This is a genomic window from Microcoleus sp. PH2017_35_SFW_U_B (assembly GCF_020737865.1).
GTDB lineage: Bacteria > Cyanobacteriota > Cyanobacteriia > Cyanobacteriales > Microcoleaceae > Microcoleus.
The window spans coordinates 39,151-57,901 of the sequence record NZ_JAEQDE010000027.1; the positions used below are offsets into that span (position 1 = coordinate 39,151).

Annotated in this window: 17 protein-coding genes; 11 read left to right on the top strand and 6 right to left on the bottom strand. The window is 45.6% G+C overall.

All coding sequences use genetic code 11. The features are described from left to right. Window positions 1-660 carry a tRNA (adenosine(37)-N6)-threonylcarbamoyltransferase complex dimerization subunit type 1 TsaB gene (tsaB, locus tag JGK36_RS05915; RefSeq protein ID WP_293176926.1) on the top strand — a complete coding sequence of 220 codons (660 nt, stop codon included), beginning with the start codon at window positions 1-3 and terminating at the stop codon, window positions 658-660. A gap of 175 nt (window positions 661-835) precedes the next feature. Here tsaB and JGK36_RS05920 read toward each other — a convergent pair whose 3' ends face one another. After that, the gene (locus tag JGK36_RS05920; protein WP_293176928.1) at window positions 836-1,099 is read right to left on the bottom strand and encodes a hypothetical protein; all 264 of its coding nucleotides are present in this window, start codon (window positions 1,097-1,099) and stop codon (window positions 836-838) included. A gap of 240 nt (window positions 1,100-1,339) precedes the next feature. Between JGK36_RS05920 and JGK36_RS05925 the strand changes: the two genes are divergently transcribed. Genes JGK36_RS05925 through JGK36_RS05940 form a run of 4 tightly spaced genes read left to right on the top strand, consistent with a single transcriptional unit; the run spans window position 1,340 to window position 6,497 of the window. Beyond that, complete coding sequence (locus JGK36_RS05925) at window positions 1,340-1,963, top strand: DUF3859 domain-containing protein (RefSeq protein ID WP_293176929.1); 624 nt, start codon at window positions 1,340-1,342, stop codon at window positions 1,961-1,963. A 33-nt stretch (window positions 1,964-1,996) separates the two neighbouring features. Then, the gene (locus JGK36_RS05930; RefSeq protein ID WP_293176930.1) at window positions 1,997-3,853 is read left to right on the top strand and encodes an asparagine synthetase B; all 1,857 of its coding nucleotides are present in this window, start codon (window positions 1,997-1,999) and stop codon (window positions 3,851-3,853) included. Next, complete coding sequence (locus JGK36_RS05935; RefSeq protein ID WP_366055332.1) at window positions 3,850-5,172, top strand: decarboxylase; 1,323 nt, start codon at window positions 3,850-3,852, stop codon at window positions 5,170-5,172. The genes JGK36_RS05930 and JGK36_RS05935 overlap by 4 nt, the downstream gene beginning before the upstream one ends. A gap of 20 nt (window positions 5,173-5,192) precedes the next feature. After that, on the top strand, window positions 5,193-6,497 hold the full coding sequence (locus tag JGK36_RS05940) for a hypothetical protein (protein ID WP_293176932.1): 1,305 nt from the start codon (window positions 5,193-5,195) through the stop codon (window positions 6,495-6,497). 283 nt (window positions 6,498-6,780) lie between these two features. On the opposite strand, the gene JGK36_RS05945 is transcribed toward JGK36_RS05940, so the two are convergent. The 3 genes from JGK36_RS05945 to JGK36_RS05955 form a co-directional block, all read right to left on the bottom strand. Further along, complete coding sequence (locus tag JGK36_RS05945) at window positions 6,781-8,535, bottom strand: asparagine synthase-related protein (protein ID WP_293196524.1); 1,755 nt, start codon at window positions 8,533-8,535, stop codon at window positions 6,781-6,783. Window positions 8,536-8,706: 171 nt separating this feature from the next. Beyond that, on the bottom strand, window positions 8,707-9,531 hold the full coding sequence (locus JGK36_RS05950; RefSeq protein WP_293196525.1) for an SDR family oxidoreductase: 825 nt from the start codon (window positions 9,529-9,531) through the stop codon (window positions 8,707-8,709). A gap of 559 nt (window positions 9,532-10,090) precedes the next feature. Continuing rightward, the gene (locus JGK36_RS05955) at window positions 10,091-11,524 is read right to left on the bottom strand and encodes a carotenoid oxygenase family protein (protein WP_293196526.1); all 1,434 of its coding nucleotides are present in this window, start codon (window positions 11,522-11,524) and stop codon (window positions 10,091-10,093) included. A 73-nt stretch (window positions 11,525-11,597) separates the two neighbouring features. On the opposite strand from JGK36_RS05955, the gene JGK36_RS05960 reads away from it, so the two are divergent. The 4 genes from JGK36_RS05960 to ctaD all read left to right on the top strand — a co-directional run bounded on the left by JGK36_RS05960 (window position 11,598) and on the right by ctaD (window position 16,647). Beyond that, a complete protein-coding gene (locus tag JGK36_RS05960; RefSeq protein WP_293196528.1) occupies window positions 11,598-12,611 on the top strand; it encodes an LD-carboxypeptidase in 1,014 nt (337 codons plus the stop codon). A 169-nt stretch (window positions 12,612-12,780) separates the two neighbouring features. Further along, the gene (locus tag JGK36_RS05965) at window positions 12,781-13,542 is read left to right on the top strand and encodes a class I SAM-dependent methyltransferase (RefSeq protein WP_293176937.1); all 762 of its coding nucleotides are present in this window, start codon (window positions 12,781-12,783) and stop codon (window positions 13,540-13,542) included. A 219-nt stretch (window positions 13,543-13,761) separates the two neighbouring features. Then, the gene (locus JGK36_RS05970) at window positions 13,762-14,769 is read left to right on the top strand and encodes a cytochrome c oxidase subunit II (protein ID WP_293176942.1); all 1,008 of its coding nucleotides are present in this window, start codon (window positions 13,762-13,764) and stop codon (window positions 14,767-14,769) included. A gap of 72 nt (window positions 14,770-14,841) precedes the next feature. Continuing rightward, complete coding sequence (gene ctaD, locus JGK36_RS05975; protein WP_293176938.1) at window positions 14,842-16,647, top strand: cytochrome c oxidase subunit I; 1,806 nt, start codon at window positions 14,842-14,844, stop codon at window positions 16,645-16,647. Window positions 16,648-16,952: 305 nt separating this feature from the next. Here the strand turns inward: ctaD and JGK36_RS05980 are convergent, their stop codons facing one another. Next, window positions 16,953-17,153, bottom strand: coding sequence for a hypothetical protein (locus JGK36_RS05980; RefSeq protein ID WP_293196527.1), 201 nt, complete (start codon window positions 17,151-17,153; stop codon window positions 16,953-16,955). A gap of 19 nt (window positions 17,154-17,172) precedes the next feature. Between JGK36_RS05980 and JGK36_RS05985 the strand changes: the two genes are divergently transcribed. Together JGK36_RS05985 and JGK36_RS05990 are read left to right on the top strand one after the other, a co-directional pair. Then, a complete protein-coding gene (locus JGK36_RS05985) occupies window positions 17,173-17,799 on the top strand; it encodes a heme-copper oxidase subunit III (RefSeq protein ID WP_293176940.1) in 627 nt (208 codons plus the stop codon). An 84-nt stretch (window positions 17,800-17,883) separates the two neighbouring features. Then, entirely contained in the window at window positions 17,884-18,273 is a 390-nt protein-coding gene (locus tag JGK36_RS05990; RefSeq protein ID WP_366516536.1) for an HNH endonuclease, read from the top strand. Here JGK36_RS05990 and JGK36_RS05995 read toward each other — a convergent pair. Then, window positions 18,270-18,602: a (2Fe-2S) ferredoxin domain-containing protein gene (locus JGK36_RS05995; RefSeq protein ID WP_293176941.1), complete on the bottom strand. Its 333-nt coding sequence runs from the start codon at window positions 18,600-18,602 to the stop codon at window positions 18,270-18,272. The two genes, JGK36_RS05990 and JGK36_RS05995, sit on opposite strands and share 4 nt — an antisense overlap. Between the last annotated feature and the right edge of the window lie 149 nt (window positions 18,603-18,751).

Sequence of the window (18,751 nt, forward strand, 5' to 3'; positions counted from 1 at the left end):
GTGAATAGCAATCCCCAAGACGGAACATTAGTTAAAAAATACGGCTTAGCGTTGCACACCTCAACACCCGAATTAGGTTTAGCAATCAGCAATTTTTCCGGCGATAATCGCTGCCAAACTTGGAATTTGGGCCGCAGTTTAGCAACGGATTTACACCAGTATTTAGTAGAGTTTATCGCGCCGCAAACTTGGGCAGATTTGGCTTTTATTGCAGTAGCAAAGGGGCCCGGAGGTTTTACGGGGACTCGCATGGGTATGGTGACGGCGCGGACTTTGGCTCAACAGTTGAATATTCCGGTTTTTACTATTTCAACTTTGGCGGCTGTTGCTTATGATATCAGTAAAAAATCTATGTCAACTCAGGATATTGCGCTGCAAATGCCTGCACAGCGGGGGCAATTGTTTGGGGCTGTTTATGCAGTTAACAGTAATTCTGGTGTAACTGAGTTGTTTTCAGATGCGGTAATGACCGCGGAGTCTTGGCAGGAAAAGCTCGAAAGTAGGGAAAATTCCTATCAGTTGATTGAAGTTGGCAGCGAGTTGGGTGCGTCGGTTTCTGGCGTCTTGGATTTGGCTTATTTGGAGTGGAAACAAGGAAGTCGCCCTGATTGGTGGGATGCTTTGCCTTATTACGGGCAACATCCCGTGCAGGGACACTGAATCTAGGGAATAGGACATTGGGAATAGGGAATAGGGAATTGGGCATTATTTCGTTTCAGTTAAATCAACTTGTAGAGTGCGTTTTTTCCGACTGTTTGCCCTCTTTGGCCGATGCCCTCTTTGGCCGATGCCCGTAAATGATTTATAAGCAATTAAGCAGACTTGATATCGTTGTTTATTTAAGGGCGATACAAAGTTCGAGGCAAAATGTTAATGTCAGCGCATCTGGGTTTTCGGTTCGCAATTGGTCGATTTCATCAGGATTGCAGCCGCGAGATTCCATAAAATCGAGCATCCAGCTAGTTAGCGCATCAATATCAATGTATTTTGCTCCGAGACATTCGGAGCAAGTTTCTCCGTTGACAGTACCTGTGCCACCGCACTCAGGGCAATCCCAGTGGGTGTTTATCGGATTGGACTCGATTAGGCTGTTGTTCATTTTAGGCAAAAGTACGCGTGCGCGTAGCTATCGGGCTCTTAATCGCACTACAAGCTCAGTTTAGCAATTGGTTGGGGAAATTCCGAACAAAATTCAACAGCGCCAACGATTAATTATGACTTTTATGAGTTCAAAATTATGATGTTTATGAATTGACTTGAAGCTCAGCCTGTTTCATAATGTTAATTGACAGGTGTTAGTAAACCACATTCATGAAAAAATCCTACAGCTTCTTAATATATGGAAAATCGACTGACTCAAATTCAATTAACGCAAATAGTAGCTGAAGTAGAACGCCTTTCTAACGTCCGGGAGGCTGAACTTAGTTCCGAAGAAGTCACACAAGTTTTGCAGGAATTGGGCTTGCCGACTGAGTTGCTAGATGAGGCTTTAATCCAGTTACAGCGTCGGGAGGCACTGGCAAAGCAGCAACGCAATCGGTGGATTTTTGGATTGTTAGCGGTGGTAGTTGGGGTGGTACCGATCGCAATTACCGGATTCTACATTTACCAAAATGAACAAGCGATCGCCCGCGTTTCAATGCAACAAAATCGCATAACTTCGGTGCAGGATGATGGCGGCAATTTGACTGTTATTTCCCGCCAAAACAATCCCGAAATCTTTTACCGTACTACCTTAAAAGACGCACCATTAGGCAAAAAACTATCGATATCCTGCGATTGGATCGATCCCAGCGGTCAAGTTGTCAAACAAAACCGCTATCAAACTCGCGAAATCGACAAATCCATTTGGAATACTCAATGTCGTTACAAAATTGGTGCTGCTGCTGCTACCGGAAAGTGGCAAGTTAAAATGTTTCTTGAAAGTCGGGCGATCGGCAGTACATCCTTTGAAGTTAAATAATCATCAAAAACTCGCCTATGGATTCATTTTAACATGGTAAAAATAAACAAAAAGCGTCAATTTATAGGATACTGGGGCAGCGATTCCCGCGATAAATTGGAAGCACTGCTAGCCAAAATAGTTAGCCAATCTGCAACAGAAATCCCAGTCCAAAAAGTCGATAATTTGTCCAGTTTCGCCACCACAGGCGACGAAAATTACCCAATTTGGAATGTTGTCAGTACGGAGTGCGTTAGCGAAGCCCTCGAAGAGGATCGCCCGCAGCACTTGCCAACCCAAAAAAGCGCTAAAACTTGGCAAATCGCTGCCCTCTCAGCATCTGGGCTATCGACTTATCCATCATCCAACGGTTTGCTGTTACCTGATGCCTGGGCAAACGTCCGCAAAAATTGCCTAATTTTGGGACGAGAACCCTTTGGGCGAGTAACACTTTACTGGACGCAAATCGGGCAGAGTATTTGGTTTGCATCGAGTTTACAACTGCTGTTAAATATTTGCAAAAAACCAGATATCAGCATTCCAAGTTTGTACGGTTATAGCTGTTTTTCCTACGTTCCAACTCCCTTAACTCCTGTAGAAAATGTGTTCGCAGTTCCCGCCGGAACCGAATTGACATGGGAGTGCGATCGAGAGAGCGGTGTCATTCTGAACAATCCATCCAAATGCTTGTTAGAATGGCGAGAAAGTTCAGAAAAAATACAAGACGAAGCAGAAGCAATAACACAATTACAAAACTTACTTAAAAATGCTGTAGAACGTCAAATTTCTGATATAAATAGTAATGAAAATGTCGGAGTATTTCTATCAGGCGGTTTAGATTCCTCAGTAGTCGCAGCCTTATTAGTCAAAGCCGGAGTCAAAGTCCGCGCTTATACTCTCGACTTCGGCGAGGCCGGAATTCCTGAATATCCTTGGGCCCAAAAAGTTGCCGATTCGCTGAACATTCCCTTGGTAAAAGTAGATGCTAGGCCACATCGGATTAAACAAGTCTTGCATTCTGCGGTGAAAGCTTTAGATTTGCCCTTTGGTGACGGAGTTACAGTCCCGCTGTACCTGTTAAATGAGGCTGCGAGTCAAGAATGTGCGATCGTTTTTAACGGCGAAGGTGGCGATCAGTTATTTGCAGGCTGGACGAATAAACCCCTGATTGCAGCGGCTGTTTATCAAGCAGCAAATCCCGCCGGAGACCAAACTTTTGCCTTGCAATATTTGCGAACTTTTCACCGCCTTTGGGGATACGAATCTAAAGTTTATCAGCCGGAAATTTACACTCAAATTCAGGATTTGCAGCCTCAAAATTGGCTGTTAGAGGCTCTTAATCCTTCTGTGGGCGCGTCTTTGCTGCACCGCCTCCGCCGCGCGGGTTTGATGCTGAAAGGCGCGCAGAACATCCATCCGCGGGCTGCTAATTTGGCTTTGGCTTTTGGTCTGAAAGTGCGATCGCCCTTTTGTGATTTTGCCCTCACAGACTGGACATTTCAACTGTCGGGAGAACTGTGTTTGCGAGGTGCTTGCGAGAAATACATCCTCAAACGGGCGGTAGAAAATTGGCTACCTGCGGACATAGTGTGGCGGGAAAAGCGCGGTATGGGCGTGCCCTTAACTTCGTGGTGTTTTAATGAATTTTGGCATGACATCGGCGATTGGTTGAATCCTGCCGTGTTGCGATCGGAGAAACACTGGAAACCAGATTTAGCGGCTCAAATTATGTCCGGCAAATTCGCAGCCGGAATTCAAGGCCGACGCATTGGCGAGATGATTTGGCTGTTGGTGATGTGGCAAAATTGGCGATCGCAAATATTAGGTAAAAATGTGAAAAATAAATCTTGGAATCATCCCTTTTGGTTGCCTCGACAGGTTTGGAATTACCGTCAGCGGTGGGGAGAATGAAAGCTACTCCCTTGATGACTCGGCGGTTGAAACCGCGTCTACACAAACCAAGTCCGCGCAACGCGAGACTAAATACATACTTTACACTTATGCAAACAATTACCGATCGCAAATCAATCATCAAACAACCGCCTTTCACTCTTGCCATAGCCCAAGAGTTATTAGCCACCTACGGTTCGCCGCTGTACGTTTATCAAAGCGATATTTTGCGCCGAACTATTGCCCGCATTACTAAGGCGATCGACTATCCGCGAACTCAATTTTGTTTTGCCAGCGTCACCAATGGTAGCATCGCCCTGCTGCAAATTTTTCGGGATAGCGGGTGGGGATTGCACGCCAATACACCGGGAGATATTTATTTAGGAATTCAGGCAGGTTTTGCACCCAAAAATATTGTTTATAGTGGCAGTAATTTGCACCGAGATGAGATGGAACAAGTTCTCAAATGGGGTGTCAAAACTTTGAATTTCGACAGTCTTAGCCAGTTGCAGTTGTGCTGCGAAGTGTACCAATCTCTCAGGGAAAACCAGCAGGCTTTAGAACCGCCCAGTCTGGGTTTGAGGCTGAATTTGCCCGAATTAACGGGGGAAAGTCGCATTGGAGTGCGATCGCCCGAATTTCCCGCAGCAATTGCGATCGCCAAAACAGCCGGATTAAAGCTGAGTGGCTTACATTTCTATCGCGGTACCGGCACCAATTCTACCGCAGCCTTTACTCAAGTAATTGATACCATAATTGCCGCAGCCCAGCAATTGCCAGATTGGGAATATCTCGACTTTGGCGGGGGCTTTGGCTATCCTTACCACAGTGGCGGTACAGCCTTTGATTGGGAACTATTTGGGGCAGAATTGACCAGTAGAATTAGTCAATTAGACCGCGCAATTGAATTAATAATTGAACCTGGAAGAGCCGCTGTAGCAGGATGTGCTACTTTGCTGGCTCAAGTTGTTTCCACAAAATGGCAGGAAGCTAAACAAATTGTCGGTGTAGATACGACTGTTGCTAATCTTTCAGTACCGTCGGTTCATGGTGGTTATCGAGAAATTTGTACCTGGAATTGTCGGGATGCTCTACATTTTACTGATGTTTGTGGCAATACGACTTATTCGCGAGATTATTTGGGGAAAAACTGTCAACTTCCGGCTTTGACTATTGGCGAAATCCTTGGTATTTTGGATGTTGGCGCTTACGGCTATGCCATGTCGTCGCACTTTTTGCACCGCCCAAAACCTGCGGAAGTGCTGTTAGAAAATAGCCAACATCGCCTAATTCGCCAAAGAGAAGATTACAGCATTTTGCTAGCAAATCAAGTTTTTTGAATAATCAATAGGAGACTTTTATGAAGTGCATCAAATGTGGAACTGAAAACAAGTTAAAAGACCGCACAGCGTGGCGCGGCCGCTGTCTCAAGTGCGGCCATAAGTTTGCTTTTGAACCGACTGCAATGACTGGTGTCAAAATAACTGACCCGATGTTTGCCAAGGCGATCGCAGATATTTCGGTTAACGATACGCTGTTTTTTACCCCTAAACAGTTATTTTACCTTTTAGACAAGCGATCGAAACCAATAATTGATGATATGTCCCACACAATCCCCGGATACCTAATTATTAATATAGTTTCGGGTATCTTGGCTCTTTTCTGCACATTGATTCTATTTCCTGAATCGAGTATAGCTTGGAGTCTCATAATGTTTGCGATTAATAGTTTATTGATTGCAAAAACTTTTACTGCTAGCCGTTCTAGCAAGTATCTGTATCAACAACGCCAGAAATTTGCAAAAAATTTGCAAATTAGGGGAGTAATAGTTCTGGTATTCGGAATTGGTTTTAATCTGTTATCAAGTTCCTTTTCGCTGTTTTTAGCAAGCTGCATTATCGGAATAACATCTATCTATTTGGGTGGATTAAAAAATGAAAATAAACCTGCAAATAGTCAAGACTTTACGATTGAGTCAAATCAGTTTCAAGGTTGGATTAATACTTGGACAACCATTAATTCTATGACTAAAATGCTACCACCTCCCCGCGATACAAATGCAAATGTCACCGTCAGTCCTGATGTCAGCGCTTACAGTTTCGATAGATTGCTGGTGTGCGATCGCCCGGAAATTGCCCAATTCTTAATCGCCAACTATTTTCACTTTGAAAACAACTGTGCAGTCCTCAGTGTTACCGGATATCCTCAAAGTATCTTCGATACAACGATGGAAATGCTGCGCCGCAATCCCGACTTAAAAGTGTACGCTTTGCACGATTGCAGTCCCAAAGGAATTGGTTTAGTTAACCAGCTACGCACGAGTCCTAATTGGTTCCCAGATAACAGTGCGATAATTATTGATATTGGATTGTTACCAAAGCAAATTCTGGCGGGTGGCAGCAGTATGTTTGTTTTGAGTTCCGAAAAAAATGCACGAGATGCTGTGAAATTGCGACCAGAGATTCGCCAAGATTTATCTGCTGAGGAATTGCAGTGGTTGGAATTAGGTAATTATGTAGAATTGGAATCGTTTAGTCCTCAAAAACTGATTCAAATTTTGAATCGAGGAATTGCGGGTAGTCGAGATTTAGGTGGCGATGATAGCACTTTGATTCTGCTAGGTGGCACGGAGAGTTCTATCTATGTTGTTGACAGTTTTGGTTGAGGTTTGTGGGGTTACGAGGAAAGGACACGGCAGTGCCCATTGGTGTCAACTTAACGTCAAACCGGCCGTCTCTCTTGTTGGTATCAAAGTTTCGATCCCCCCTAACCCCCCTTAATAAGGGGGGGACAAGAAATATCCTCAAAGTCCCCCTTATTAAGGGGGATTTAGGGGGATCTAGACTGGGGTAAAAGCGAGAATTCTCAGGGGTTTCAGGCTTAAGTTGACACTAATGGGCACTGCCTAAGTCCCTACAAATATAATGTGCAATCGCTCGGACATGATCTTACTTATTACCTTGCAGCCAAAGCTCTAAACTTGTCAATAGCCACAGCTTAACGCCATAACGCCCCCAAGTATCTCCTTCATAATCTAACCATTGAGCAATTAAAGATTGATTACAATAAGGAGCAATAGCAGCTCTTCTTGACAATAGCAAACCCCTAGCCTCCCGCTGCCAAAACCTCTTAAACCCTTGCTGTACGGGAACTAGCATCCCGCTTTTGGGCCTGTCTAAAATTTGAGCCGGCAGCAAATTTGCCACCGCTTGTTTGAGCACAGCTTTCTCCACAACCCCGGATAATTTGTACTCAGGCGGAATCGTCATACTCAAATCCACGATTCGCCGATCGAACAAAGGCGATCGCCCGTGCAACCCCGCAGCTTGAGTCAAATTGTTCACTTTGGTCAAAATCTGGTCTGCCCCCTTAAACTTGATATTTAATGCCATTAATCGATTGAGATAATTCCCGCTAGCATTCAAATCCGCACTAAATACCGAAGGTTCTGCTTGCATCGCTGCCCAAAATTCCGGTTTTAAAAGTTGAGGTAAATCCGCCGCGCACTTTTGAAATGACAGCAAATATGCTGGCAGCGCATCCAAATTAGTGACAGAATTGTACAAACTGTTCATTAGCATCGGTTGATTTTTGGGGCCACCAAAACAAGGATCGCCACCTTCGCCGTTCAGAATTACTTCGACTGATTCCCGCGCCATTCTTCCTAATAGCAAGTTTGGCACTGTCAGCGGATCGCCGATCGGATCGTCTAAGTAACCCATAGTTTCTGGCAACTTTTCCCACATATCCCGAAAGCTAATTTCTAAAATGTGGTGTTCAGTTTGACAGTGTTGGGCGACTAAACTGGAAAACTCTAATTCGTTGGCGCATTCTTCGCCAAAATGAATTGAGTAAGTGTGAATTGGCCGATCGCAAAATTGAGCAGCTAAAGCCGCAATGCAGCTAGAGTCTAACCCGCCGGAAAGAAACACGCCTACAGGTTGATTTGCTGGCAAATATTCCCGGACAATTTCGTCTAAAAGAGTTCGCAATCTCGCGCCGTGCCATTCCAAAGATTGTTCCGCCTCGACAACTTGTTCTCGCAGTTCCCAGTAAGCCGAAATTGTCTCGTCAGGCAAGCTTAAAATGCTTCCTGGACGCAGTTCTCGGACTTGCTGCCAGAGGGTACGATCGCCTGGAACGAACGAACAACAGAGGTAATCTCGCAGGGCTGTGAGGTCGATCGCCCTTGAGTGGTATTTTGCGATCGCCCGCAGTTGAGGCGCAATCCAGCGAGTCGCGCCAACAGTAGTGTAGTAGAGAGTGCGCGCGCCCGTGCGATCGCGCGCCAGCCGCAAAACCTGCGATTGACGATCCCAAACCGCAAACGCAAACATACCCGCCAGCAGCGGCAAGCATTCAGGGCCCCAGCGTTCCCACAGTTGAGCCACTAATTGGCGATCGCACCCCTGCCAACTACTCGCAGAAATGCCCAATTTTTCCAGCAATTGCGATCGATTGCTGAGCCAAATATCGCCTACAATCACAAATTTTTCAGAGGGACTGAGAATTAGCTGAACACTTGGGTTAGAGCAAATAATCGCAATTTGACCTTCTCGCCACGCTGCATCATCTGCGATCGCATCTATTTTCCCCCAAGCTATCCGCCAACTTGAGGCAAATTCAACCAGAGGACTTGGAGGAACTGAAATTTTTTGTTTTTGGCTACTCTTGTAATTCAGTAATGATTTTATATTGTTCATTCTGGCAAGCTTAATATTATTTAGAATAATATTAACTTTAACAGAAACGTACACCCTGCGATCGCTTTATTTCTTAGTCCGCGGAGGCGGACATCGTTTGTGTAGACGCGGTTTCAACCGCCGAGTAACCGTAAGGTGCGCCGAAGCGCACCCTACGTAGCCGAAACAGATTTATCGCCCGCCAGCTAAAACCGATCGCAATTTGCGATCGCGCTGGGATTTATCCCTAAGTTCAGGAGTCGCCATCCGCAACACAAAATCGAGCAGCCAAGGCGCAATTCTGTGACACCAAACCGCTAAATGACTTTGATATCCTACCAAGATTTCCGGCGCATCTTTGTGCAATCCCGCGACAAGTGCGAGGGCAACTTTTTCGGGAGTTGTCGGTACTACCCAGCGAAATTGCTCCAAGTCTCGCACCATGTCGGTATCTGTGAGAGATGGTAGCAAAGCTGTGACTCGGACATTGTAGGCGGCTAACTCGCTGCGTAATGCTTGGGTAAAGCCCAAAATGGCAAATTTAGTAGCAGAATAAGTTGCCATTGTAGGAGCGGCAATTTTGCCCATCAAGCTCGAAACATTGACGATTGTTCCGTCTTTTTGGGCAGCCATTCGCCTCGCTATTAACCGGGTGATTGTGTAGGTTCCGAGCAAATTTAAGGCGATTTCTTCCTCAATTAACGGTAGCGGCGATCGCAAAAAGGATGCTTGGTGCGCGACGCCTGCACAGTTGACTAGCAGGTGAATTGGGCCGTTATCTCGCCAAGCTTGGGCGATCGCAATATTCACCGCCACTGACTGAGTTAAATCTAAAGCTAACGGCACTACTTCTGTACCAAAAACATCGATTTCCTCTGCCAATTCGATCAACTGGTGGCGGTTGCGCGCTACAATCAGCAAGCGTTTGACTCCTTGTCTGGCTAATTCCAGGGCGATCGATCGCCCAATTCCACGTGAAGCCCCTGTAACTAGAGCTGTTTTTCCTTGAAGCTGCATAGATAAAACCCTCTGATTTTGATACTCACCGCGCGCGAAGTTATAAGTTGCGAGTTATGAATTTTGTGGAGTTAACTCAAAACTTTTGAATCGCCAACGGGCGCGTGAGTTGAACTAAACTTTTGGTTTGCCAGAAATTGGTTGTAAATCTGGCTACTCAACCTCATTCAAGCAGACAAACCTGAGATGGGAAAACCAGGTGGAAAATCATACCGACTTTGGCTTAATTTCCCTCTTTCTTTAGTCTGCGAAGGCAGACTTTGTTTGTGTAGTCGCGAATGACCTTCGCCGGGATTTTTGAGCAATACAGAGCATAAATTCCATACCTTAAAATTGGGTCTGAAGCTTCCCCATTTAGGGGAAAATCAAACAAAATGATTCATTGCTCCAATCCTCTTCTATCGACGGCTATAGGTAGCTGTCAACTGTCAACTGTCAACTGTCAACTGATGAAACCTCCTAGATATGAGAATCTCCTATCTACACACACGTTAACAACTCCACCTCAAAGCTGCAACAATTTTTAATAAATCTTCCGCAACACTTCTTTACAATCTTCTCAGACGGTCGATTTCCAAGTACCGTGAAAGCCCAAAGGTATGACACCAGGCAATTCTAGCTGACAAACAGGCGGGCGCGAAAGTCCGTCGCACTCATATATCCACACTTCGCTGCTATCAGAATTGCCGTCGTAAATAACTGTCAAAATCCAACCTTTCTCCGATGAAATATCTGGAACGTAGATGGGTTCTGCGGGATAGCGATTTTCGCCGCAGTCGGCAATTGTGAGATTGCGGGTTTGCGTGTCCAAACGGGCGATCGCGCCATAACGTTCCGCTACAATATCAACATCAGGCCGATACATTGCCAGATAAACATACCGCGAGTCTTGTCCTACTTCTGAAGCAAGTACAATCGGAAATTCGCAAGGTTTATCCAACAATTCTTCTGTTGCTATCACTTTCCCCGTCTGCGGATTGAGATGCACTCGACAGAGAATCCCCTCGGCATTGGTGCGAGTTTCACCTGTCGCTACTTCTTTAAGTCGCTGATTGCTTTTAAAGTCGTCCAAGCGTACAAAATCAACCGCCACGGAACCATCTTCCTTGACAAAACCATTAGCAAAATGCCATTGAAACCAAGGATCGGTTTTGCTGCGACCAACTAAATATAGAGTTTCTGAATCAACAACTAATATTTCTGTTCCCAACTCCGGTTTCCATTCAAAGGAGTCACCATAACTGCTAATTCCAGCTAACACAGGTAAAAATTTCAGTCGCACTGGTGGCACAAAAAATATCAAATACTTGCCAGCTAAAACAAAGTCATGAATCAGTGGAATTCCATCCAAAGCAATAGTTGCTTTTTGGACGACTTTACCTGTAGAATTACTTTTATAAAGATTCAAATTAGTAGTAGCACCAGGGGCAACTCCAAAATTATAAATATTACCACTAATCGGGTCACGTTTGCAGTGAGCCGAATAGCTAAATTCTCCTGATAAAGTTCCTAAGTTGTCTATACCAATAGTTTCTAGGGTTTGTAAATCAAGGCTATGAGGCGGGCCACCTTCCCACAATGCCAAAAGGCGATCGGGCAAAGCTAAAACAGAAGTATTCGCAGCATTTTTAACTGTTTTAGTCCACCGCAACCACACAGGGCCCGGTGCTGTCATGCCGTAATTACTGTAGAGAAATCGATCGGCTTTTTCTTCAGCTAGATATCCCGCTGTTTGCACGTAGCGATAAACAGCAGCAGCACCGACATCAGTAAAATGTACTGCCAAAATTGCACCGTCGCCATCAAACCAGTGTCCCGCAGCAACACCGCCGCGTTCCAAACGTGCGGGCCCGTTGCGGTAGAGAGTGCCGCGCAATCCGTCGGGAATTTTACCACTTTTAACCGATAGCTGAGTCAGCGGAAACTCCGCAGCAGGACGGGCTAAAGATTTGGCCCAGGATTTTTTAGCTGAGATTTTACTGTCTGTTTTCATTCGCAACTGGCAATTTTTAGCTGAGCTGGCAGAAATTTTGCTATACAATTATAGCACAAATTACCTAACAGTTATGACTTTCGCCCGCCGCTACCTGCTCAGAACTTTTGGGCTGACTGCTATTGGTACTCAGCTTTTACCCATCGCCCAAAACAACCTTTTTGCCAAAAGTGCGATCGAGCCGCGCCGCCTCAAAGTCGGCGATACAGTAGCCTTAATCAATCCTGCCGCTTTCAACTACGAAAAAGAAGTGCAGCAATTTTTCAAAGTGCTGGATAACCTAGGCTTAAAAGTTAAGCTAGGAGAGCATTTTTACGACCGCTACGGCTACTTAGCAGGCAAAGATGCCGATCGCGCCGCCGATGTCAACGCAGCCTTTGCCGACGACTCAGTGCAAGCTATTTTTACCGGGATGGGCGGCTGGGGCTGCGGTCGCATCTTGCCACTCCTGGATTACAATATAATCCGCAACAATCCCAAAATTATTATGGGATTCAGCGATATTACTGCGCTATTATTGGCAATTCATGCTAAAACTAATATAGTTACTTTCCACGGCCCTTTAGGTGTTTCAAGTTGGAGTCCATTTACAGTAGATTACGTCAAAAAAGTTTTGTTTGACGGAGGTTCTGTGACCATGCAAAACTCCAAAACTATGCCTGTAGAGACCATCCGGCGCGGCACAGCTAGGGGAAAACTCATCGGCGGCAATTTATCAGTAATCTCAACACTAATCGGTTCAGCTTATTTGCCGGATTGGGAAAACAGTATTTTGTTTGTCGAGGAAGTTAGCGAAGAGGTTTATCGTATCGATCGAATGTTGACGCAGCTCCAATTAGCAGGCATTCTTGATAAAATATCCGGTTTTGTTTTCGGACAGTGCACCAAGTGCGAGGCCGAAAAACCGCAAGAGTCCCTCACCTTGTCTCAAGTCTTGACGGATCGCATTCGCCCCTTGAATATTCCCGCCTGGTACGGTTCGATGGTGGGACACATTCGGGATAAGTTCACTTTGCCGATCGGCAAAGAAGTCGAAATCGACGCAACTGCTGGTACAATCAAATTATTATCATCCGCCGTCAGCTAAATCTTGAACTATTCTCAATATTCCTAAGGTACGTAGTTGCGCTTCAGCGCTCTTAGCTTATATTATAAAGAGCGCCCAAGCGCAACTACGTACCTAATTACGTTTAACATTAAGTCGTCACCAATGGGCAGATCGCGAGTAACCATTCAAATACACAATCATAAATACCGTGAATAAAATCCCACAATTCATTAAATTATTAACAGCAATCATCCTGACAATAGTTTGCGTATTTCCGCTCAATCTCGGCGCATCAGCAGCCAATAAAATCGCCAACCAAGATACAATCTATCAGCAGCGAACAATCCACAATCCCGACGGCACCGGCAAATTTTACATGGGTCGAGAAATTGCCCAAGTCATGGGATATCAAGGCGCTAGTTGGCTGGAAAGACCATCTCGTGGCATGGAAGAAAAATCAGCTCGATTAGTCAACAATCTAGATTTAAAACCAACCGACATTGTAGCAGACATTGGAGCCGGAACCGGATATTTTAGCTTTCGTATCGCCCCCCTAGTTCCCGAAGGAAAAGTTTTCGCCGTTGACGTACAGCCGGAAATGCTCAACTTTATTGAATTAAATAAACAAGAAAAAAATATCTCTAACGTTGAGCCAGTTTTGGGAAGTATCGACAATCCCAATTTGCCGGAAAACAGCGTCGATTTAGTTGTGATGGTGGATGCCTATCATGAGTTTGCCTATCCCAGAGAAATGATGCAAGGAATTGTCAAAGCACTGAAACCAGGAGGCCGCACAGTATCGATCGAGTATCGGGGCGAAAATCCGCTGCTTCCCATTAAAGGTTTGCACAAAATGACCCAGAAACAGGTGAAAAAAGAAATGGCCGCCGTCGGTTTAGTATGGAAAGAGACAAAAGATATGTTACCCCAGCAGCATTTAATGGTGTTTGAAAAACAATCTCAAATTTAGTAGCAAAGAAAACAAATTTGTTACCATTTTTTCTGATTTTTGTCAAGGGACATAAGCCGTATTCATGCGAAGGAGCGATCGCCCAAAAATACTAAGCATTAAGTAAGCCTTAAGATAGGCATTGTGTTCAAAATGTCAATCTACAATTAAAAATTGACAACCCAGAGGCGCTTCCCTAATTATTCCAGCGAAGAAGTGTCGCTACTAAAAGGTACTAGCTTGAACATTCCAAGTTCCATCCTCACCATGCTCGTCGGCATCGGAGTGACTCTGATCAGTCTCTGGTACGGCCAGAATCATGGATTAATGCCGATCGCCGCCTCGGCTCAAGCATCGCAGATAGACGGACTATTCAACACAATGATGACACTTTCCATAGGATTATTTATCCTAGTCCACGGAGTGATAGTCGTTGCTGTAATTAAATATCGCCGTCGTGAAGGAGACAATACAGACGGGCCAGCTTGGCATGATAACTTTCCCTTAGAAATTCTATGGACAGCCCTACCAGCGGTGATTATTTTAGGTATCGGAGTCTACAGTTTTGAGATTTACAACTCAATGGGTGGCCTCGATCCGATGGGTAATCACGATCACGGTACAATGCAATCGCACTCTAAAATGCGCGGAAGTGCGATCGCAGGCACGCTGTCAGATACACCACAAAAAGCACCTCAAATTCAGCCAGAAAAACAAATTGCCCTAGGCGTAGGTGCTGCCCCAGAAAACGAAGAAAAACCAGCAGACTTAGTAGTAAATGTCATGGGTTTGCAGTACGCCTGGATTTTTAGCTATCCAGAAAGTGGCGTTAGTTCCGGTGAACTGCATATGCCACTCAACGGCGACGTACAGCTAAATCTTGCAGCTCAAGACGTGCTGCACGCATTTTGGATGCCCGAATTTCGGCTCAAACAAGATGCAATTCCTGGGCGAGGAAGCGAACTAAGATTTATACCAAACAAAGTCGGCGAATACCGAATTGTTTGTGCTGAATTGTGCGGCGCATATCACGGAGCAATGAAAGCTGTAGCATTCGTTCACACACCCGAAGACTTCGACCTTTGGGTGAAAGAACAGCAAGTTGCTAGCGCTCAAAACTTAGAGCAAGCAGTTGCCATCAATCCCGAAAAAATGTCAGACGGGGAATTCTTAGCTCCCTACGTCAGGGAAATAAAAATTAATCCCGAAAGTCTAGAACAACTTCATCCAACTCATCACAAAAAATAGTCATTAGTTCCTGGCAATGGATATTTAATCCAGAGCAAATAACTAATGACTAATAACTAATGACTAATAACTATGACACAAGCACAGTTCCAAGAAACTGCCAACATAGATGCTCGCGGAACAGCACCCGCCGATAGACATTGGCGAGATTATTTCACATTTAATACCGACCACAAAGTCATCGGTATTCAATACCTAGTTACAACTTTTGGATTCTATCTAATCGGCGGCGTGATGGCTACCTTAGTGCGAACCGAACTCGCCACACCCGACTCCGATTTTGTCGCCCCGGAACTCTATAACAGTTTATTTACTGTTCACGCCACGGTGATGATTTTCCTATGGATTGTCCCCGCAGGCGCCGGATTTGCTAACTTTTTGATTCCCCTGATGATTGGGGCAAAAGATATGGCATTTCCCCGGCTCAATGCCCTGGCTTTTTGGATGATTCCCGTAGCCGGCGTATTGCTGTTGAGCAGTTTTTTGGTGGGAGCTCCCCAGGCTGGTTGGACTTCCTATCCGCCTTTGAGCTTAGTTACTGCTCAAATGGGGGAAGAAATTTGGATTCTCAGCGTTTTGTTCCTGGGAACTTCTTCGATTTTGGGGGCGGTAAATTTTGCCGTTACCATATTCACGATGCGGGTTCCGAGCATGAGTCTCAATGAAATGCCTTTGTTTTGCTGGGCAATGATTGCGACTTCAGCGCTGACTTTAGTTGCTACTCCAGTGCTAGCAGCAGCCTTGATTTTGCTATCCTTTGACTTGTTAGCGGGAACGGCATTTTTTAACCCGACTGGTAACGGCGATCCGGTCGTCTACCAGCATTTATTCTGGTTTTATTCGCACCCGGCTGTTTACATTATGATCATGCCCTTTTTTGGGGTGATTTCAGAAGTGTTGCCAGTGCACTCGCGCAAGCCAATTTTTGGTTATTTGGCGATCGCCTATTCCAGTCTCGCCATCAGCTTTTTGGGCTTAATCGTGTGGGCGCACCATATGTTTACCAGCGGTACTCCCGGCTGGCTGCGGATGTTTTTCATGATCACCACCATGATCATCGCCGTACCCACTGGGATCAAAATATTTAGCTGGTTGGCAACTATTTGGGGCGGCAAACTCCGCCTAGTGAGTGCGATGTTATTTGGGATGGGTTTTATCTCAACATTCCTCCTCGGTGGCATCACCGGGATCATGGTAGCTTCCGTACCTTTCGACATTCACGTTCACGATACTTATTTTATCGTCGCTCACTTACACTACGTGCTGTTTGGCGGCTCAGTGTTTGGAATTTACGCGGCTTTTTACCACTGGTTCCCCAAAATGACGGGGCGGATGCTTAACGAATTTTGGGGTAGAGTTCACTTTGTTTTAACCTATGTGGGCTTTACTGTAACTTTCTTGCCGATGCACGCTTTGGGGATGCAAGGAATGCCCCGGCGGGTGGCAATGTACGACCCAAAATTTACGACAATTAATGTCATTTGTACTGTGGGCGCTTATATGCTGGCAGTCTCGACAATCCCGTTTATTGTTAACGTGATTTGGAGTTGGAGGTACGGCCCGAAAGCAGGTGACAATCCTTGGCAAGCTTTAAGTTTGGAATGGATGACGACTTCGCCACCGCCGATCGAAAATTTTGAAGGAATACCGGTATTGGCAACCGGGCCTTACGATTACGGCATGGAAAAAATTCAGAACACTGGCGAACGTCTCAGGCTGAAGTTGAGGGAAAATGCGACACGCAACGCCCAGAAACGGGGTATTCCGATTGCGGAGGCTCAAGTTTCCACTTTCTTTGGCGGGACTGCTACTTTGGTCGAGCCTGAATCAGAGATAAACGTTGATTCTCCTGGTGATGAAAGTCAAGATAGCAATTAGTCATCAGTGATTAGCGCGAGCGTCCCCGCTCGCGAACGTCATCAGTCATCAGTCAACAAACACGTCAAACCTAGTACCGCTCTGCTGTCTGACGATTAAGCTCTCGATCCCCCCTAGCCCCCCTTAGGTCGGGGGGGACAAGAAGCAATCAAAGCTCCCCTTGAGAAGGCAGGAATTGGACATACTCAAAACCCCCCTTGAGAATGCAGGAATTGGACATACTCAAAGCCCCCCTTGAGAATGCAGGAACCGGACACACTCAAAGTCCCCCTTCTTAAGGGGGATTTAGGGGGATCGAGCCTCCGCTATAAACGAGAGATACAAAGATTTTCAGACAATTGTTGGCACGAATGTTCTCTTCCTTCTTCCTTCTTCTTCCTTCTTCCTTCTTCCTTCTTCCTTCTTCCTTCTTCCTTCTTCCTTCTTCTTCCTTCTTCCTTCTTCCTTCTTCCTTCTTCCTTCTTCCTTCTTCCTTCTTCCTTCTTCCTTCTTCCTTCAACATCCATTACCAACTAGCAATTTATTATGCAACAAATTCCAGCGATCGATCCAGAAAAAACGGCTCTAAATTACCACCACAGCGCCGAAATAGAAGCGCACGGCGAAGAGCATCCCGACCACAGAATGCTAGGCGTACTTGTGTTCTTGGGATCTGAAGGCATGATATTTATGGGTATGTTTGCCGCGTATTTGATTTATCGGGCGATGGCCCCGATGTGGCCGCCTGAAGGTACACCCGATCGCGAGTTATTGCTGCCGGGAATTAACACGGTGATTCTGATTGCTAGTAGTTTTGTGATTCACAATGCGGATGCTGCGATCAAAAAGAATGATGCGACGGGTATGCGAAATTGGTTGCTCGTGACTATCGCTATGGGCGTCGTTTTCTTGTGCGGTCAAGTTTACGAATATACTCATTTAGAGTTTGGGTTGACGACTAATTTGTATGCCAGTTGCTTTTACGTTTTGACTGCTTTTCACGGTTTGCACGTGACGTTTGGAGTGGTGCTGATGGCTGGGGTCGTTTGGCGATCGCGCGTACAAGATCACTATTCCAGCGAACACCACTTCGGCATCGAAGCGACTGAGATTTATTGGCACTTTGTCGATGTGATCTGGATTGTTTTGTTTGTGCTGCTGTACATAATTTGAGCGTAGGCTTTTGTACTTAGCGGGCAGGCAAGATGCCTGTCCCACCTGATAAAATTAAGATGACCCCCGGTTGGGGGTTTTTTATTGTTTGGGAAGTGCGATCGACCTTTACTGACTTTCTCAAAGCCGATCGCCCTAAATGACGCTAAATTAAAAGAAGCAATTCTCCCATCCACCAGCATTGAGGAAATTATGCAGTGCGAATTGTGCGATCGACAAATGGAAGCATTAACCGCCCACCACCTCATCCCCAAACAAAACACCAAGCGGAAGAACGAAGATCCCAGTCCGACGATCGACATTTGCTCGGCCTGTCACCGCCAGATTCACTCTCTCTTCGACAACAAACACCTCGCCCAAGAACTCAACACCCTAGAAAAGCTCAAAAATGACCCCCAACTCCAGAAATTTCTCTCTTGGGTGAAGAAACAAAAAACCGACAAACGCATTCAAGTACACGGCAAAAAAGCTTAAACATCGGCGGGCGGGTTCGGGGGTACCGCCCCTACAGAATGGCGGTGAAACTTACGATAAAGCATCGCCTCTATCGGCTTTCCACCCCGCAAATGTCGATCGGTAATTGCCGCAACTTCTTCAGCAGAAACACCGCTATACCAAACCTCTTCTGGTAGCACCAACACCATCGGCCCGTTACCGCACTGTCCCAAACAACTACTAGCGACAACTTCGACTTCTGCACCGGACAATTGCTGAAAAGTTGTCAGTACCTTGGCTGCATTTTGCTTGCGACAAGTGCGGTTTTGGCAAACAAGAACTCGCCTAGAAGATTCGATGATTTTCATGTTTTTTTGATTGACACTCTGCTTTTTGTATGCTATATTTGTATAATGGAAATAGGTGTGGTCATATATACAAAAGTGGTCAGAGAGTCAATAGAGATTTTGGAAGAGTTCCCGTGCTAACCCAAAAATCATGATAAACCTTTTGATGC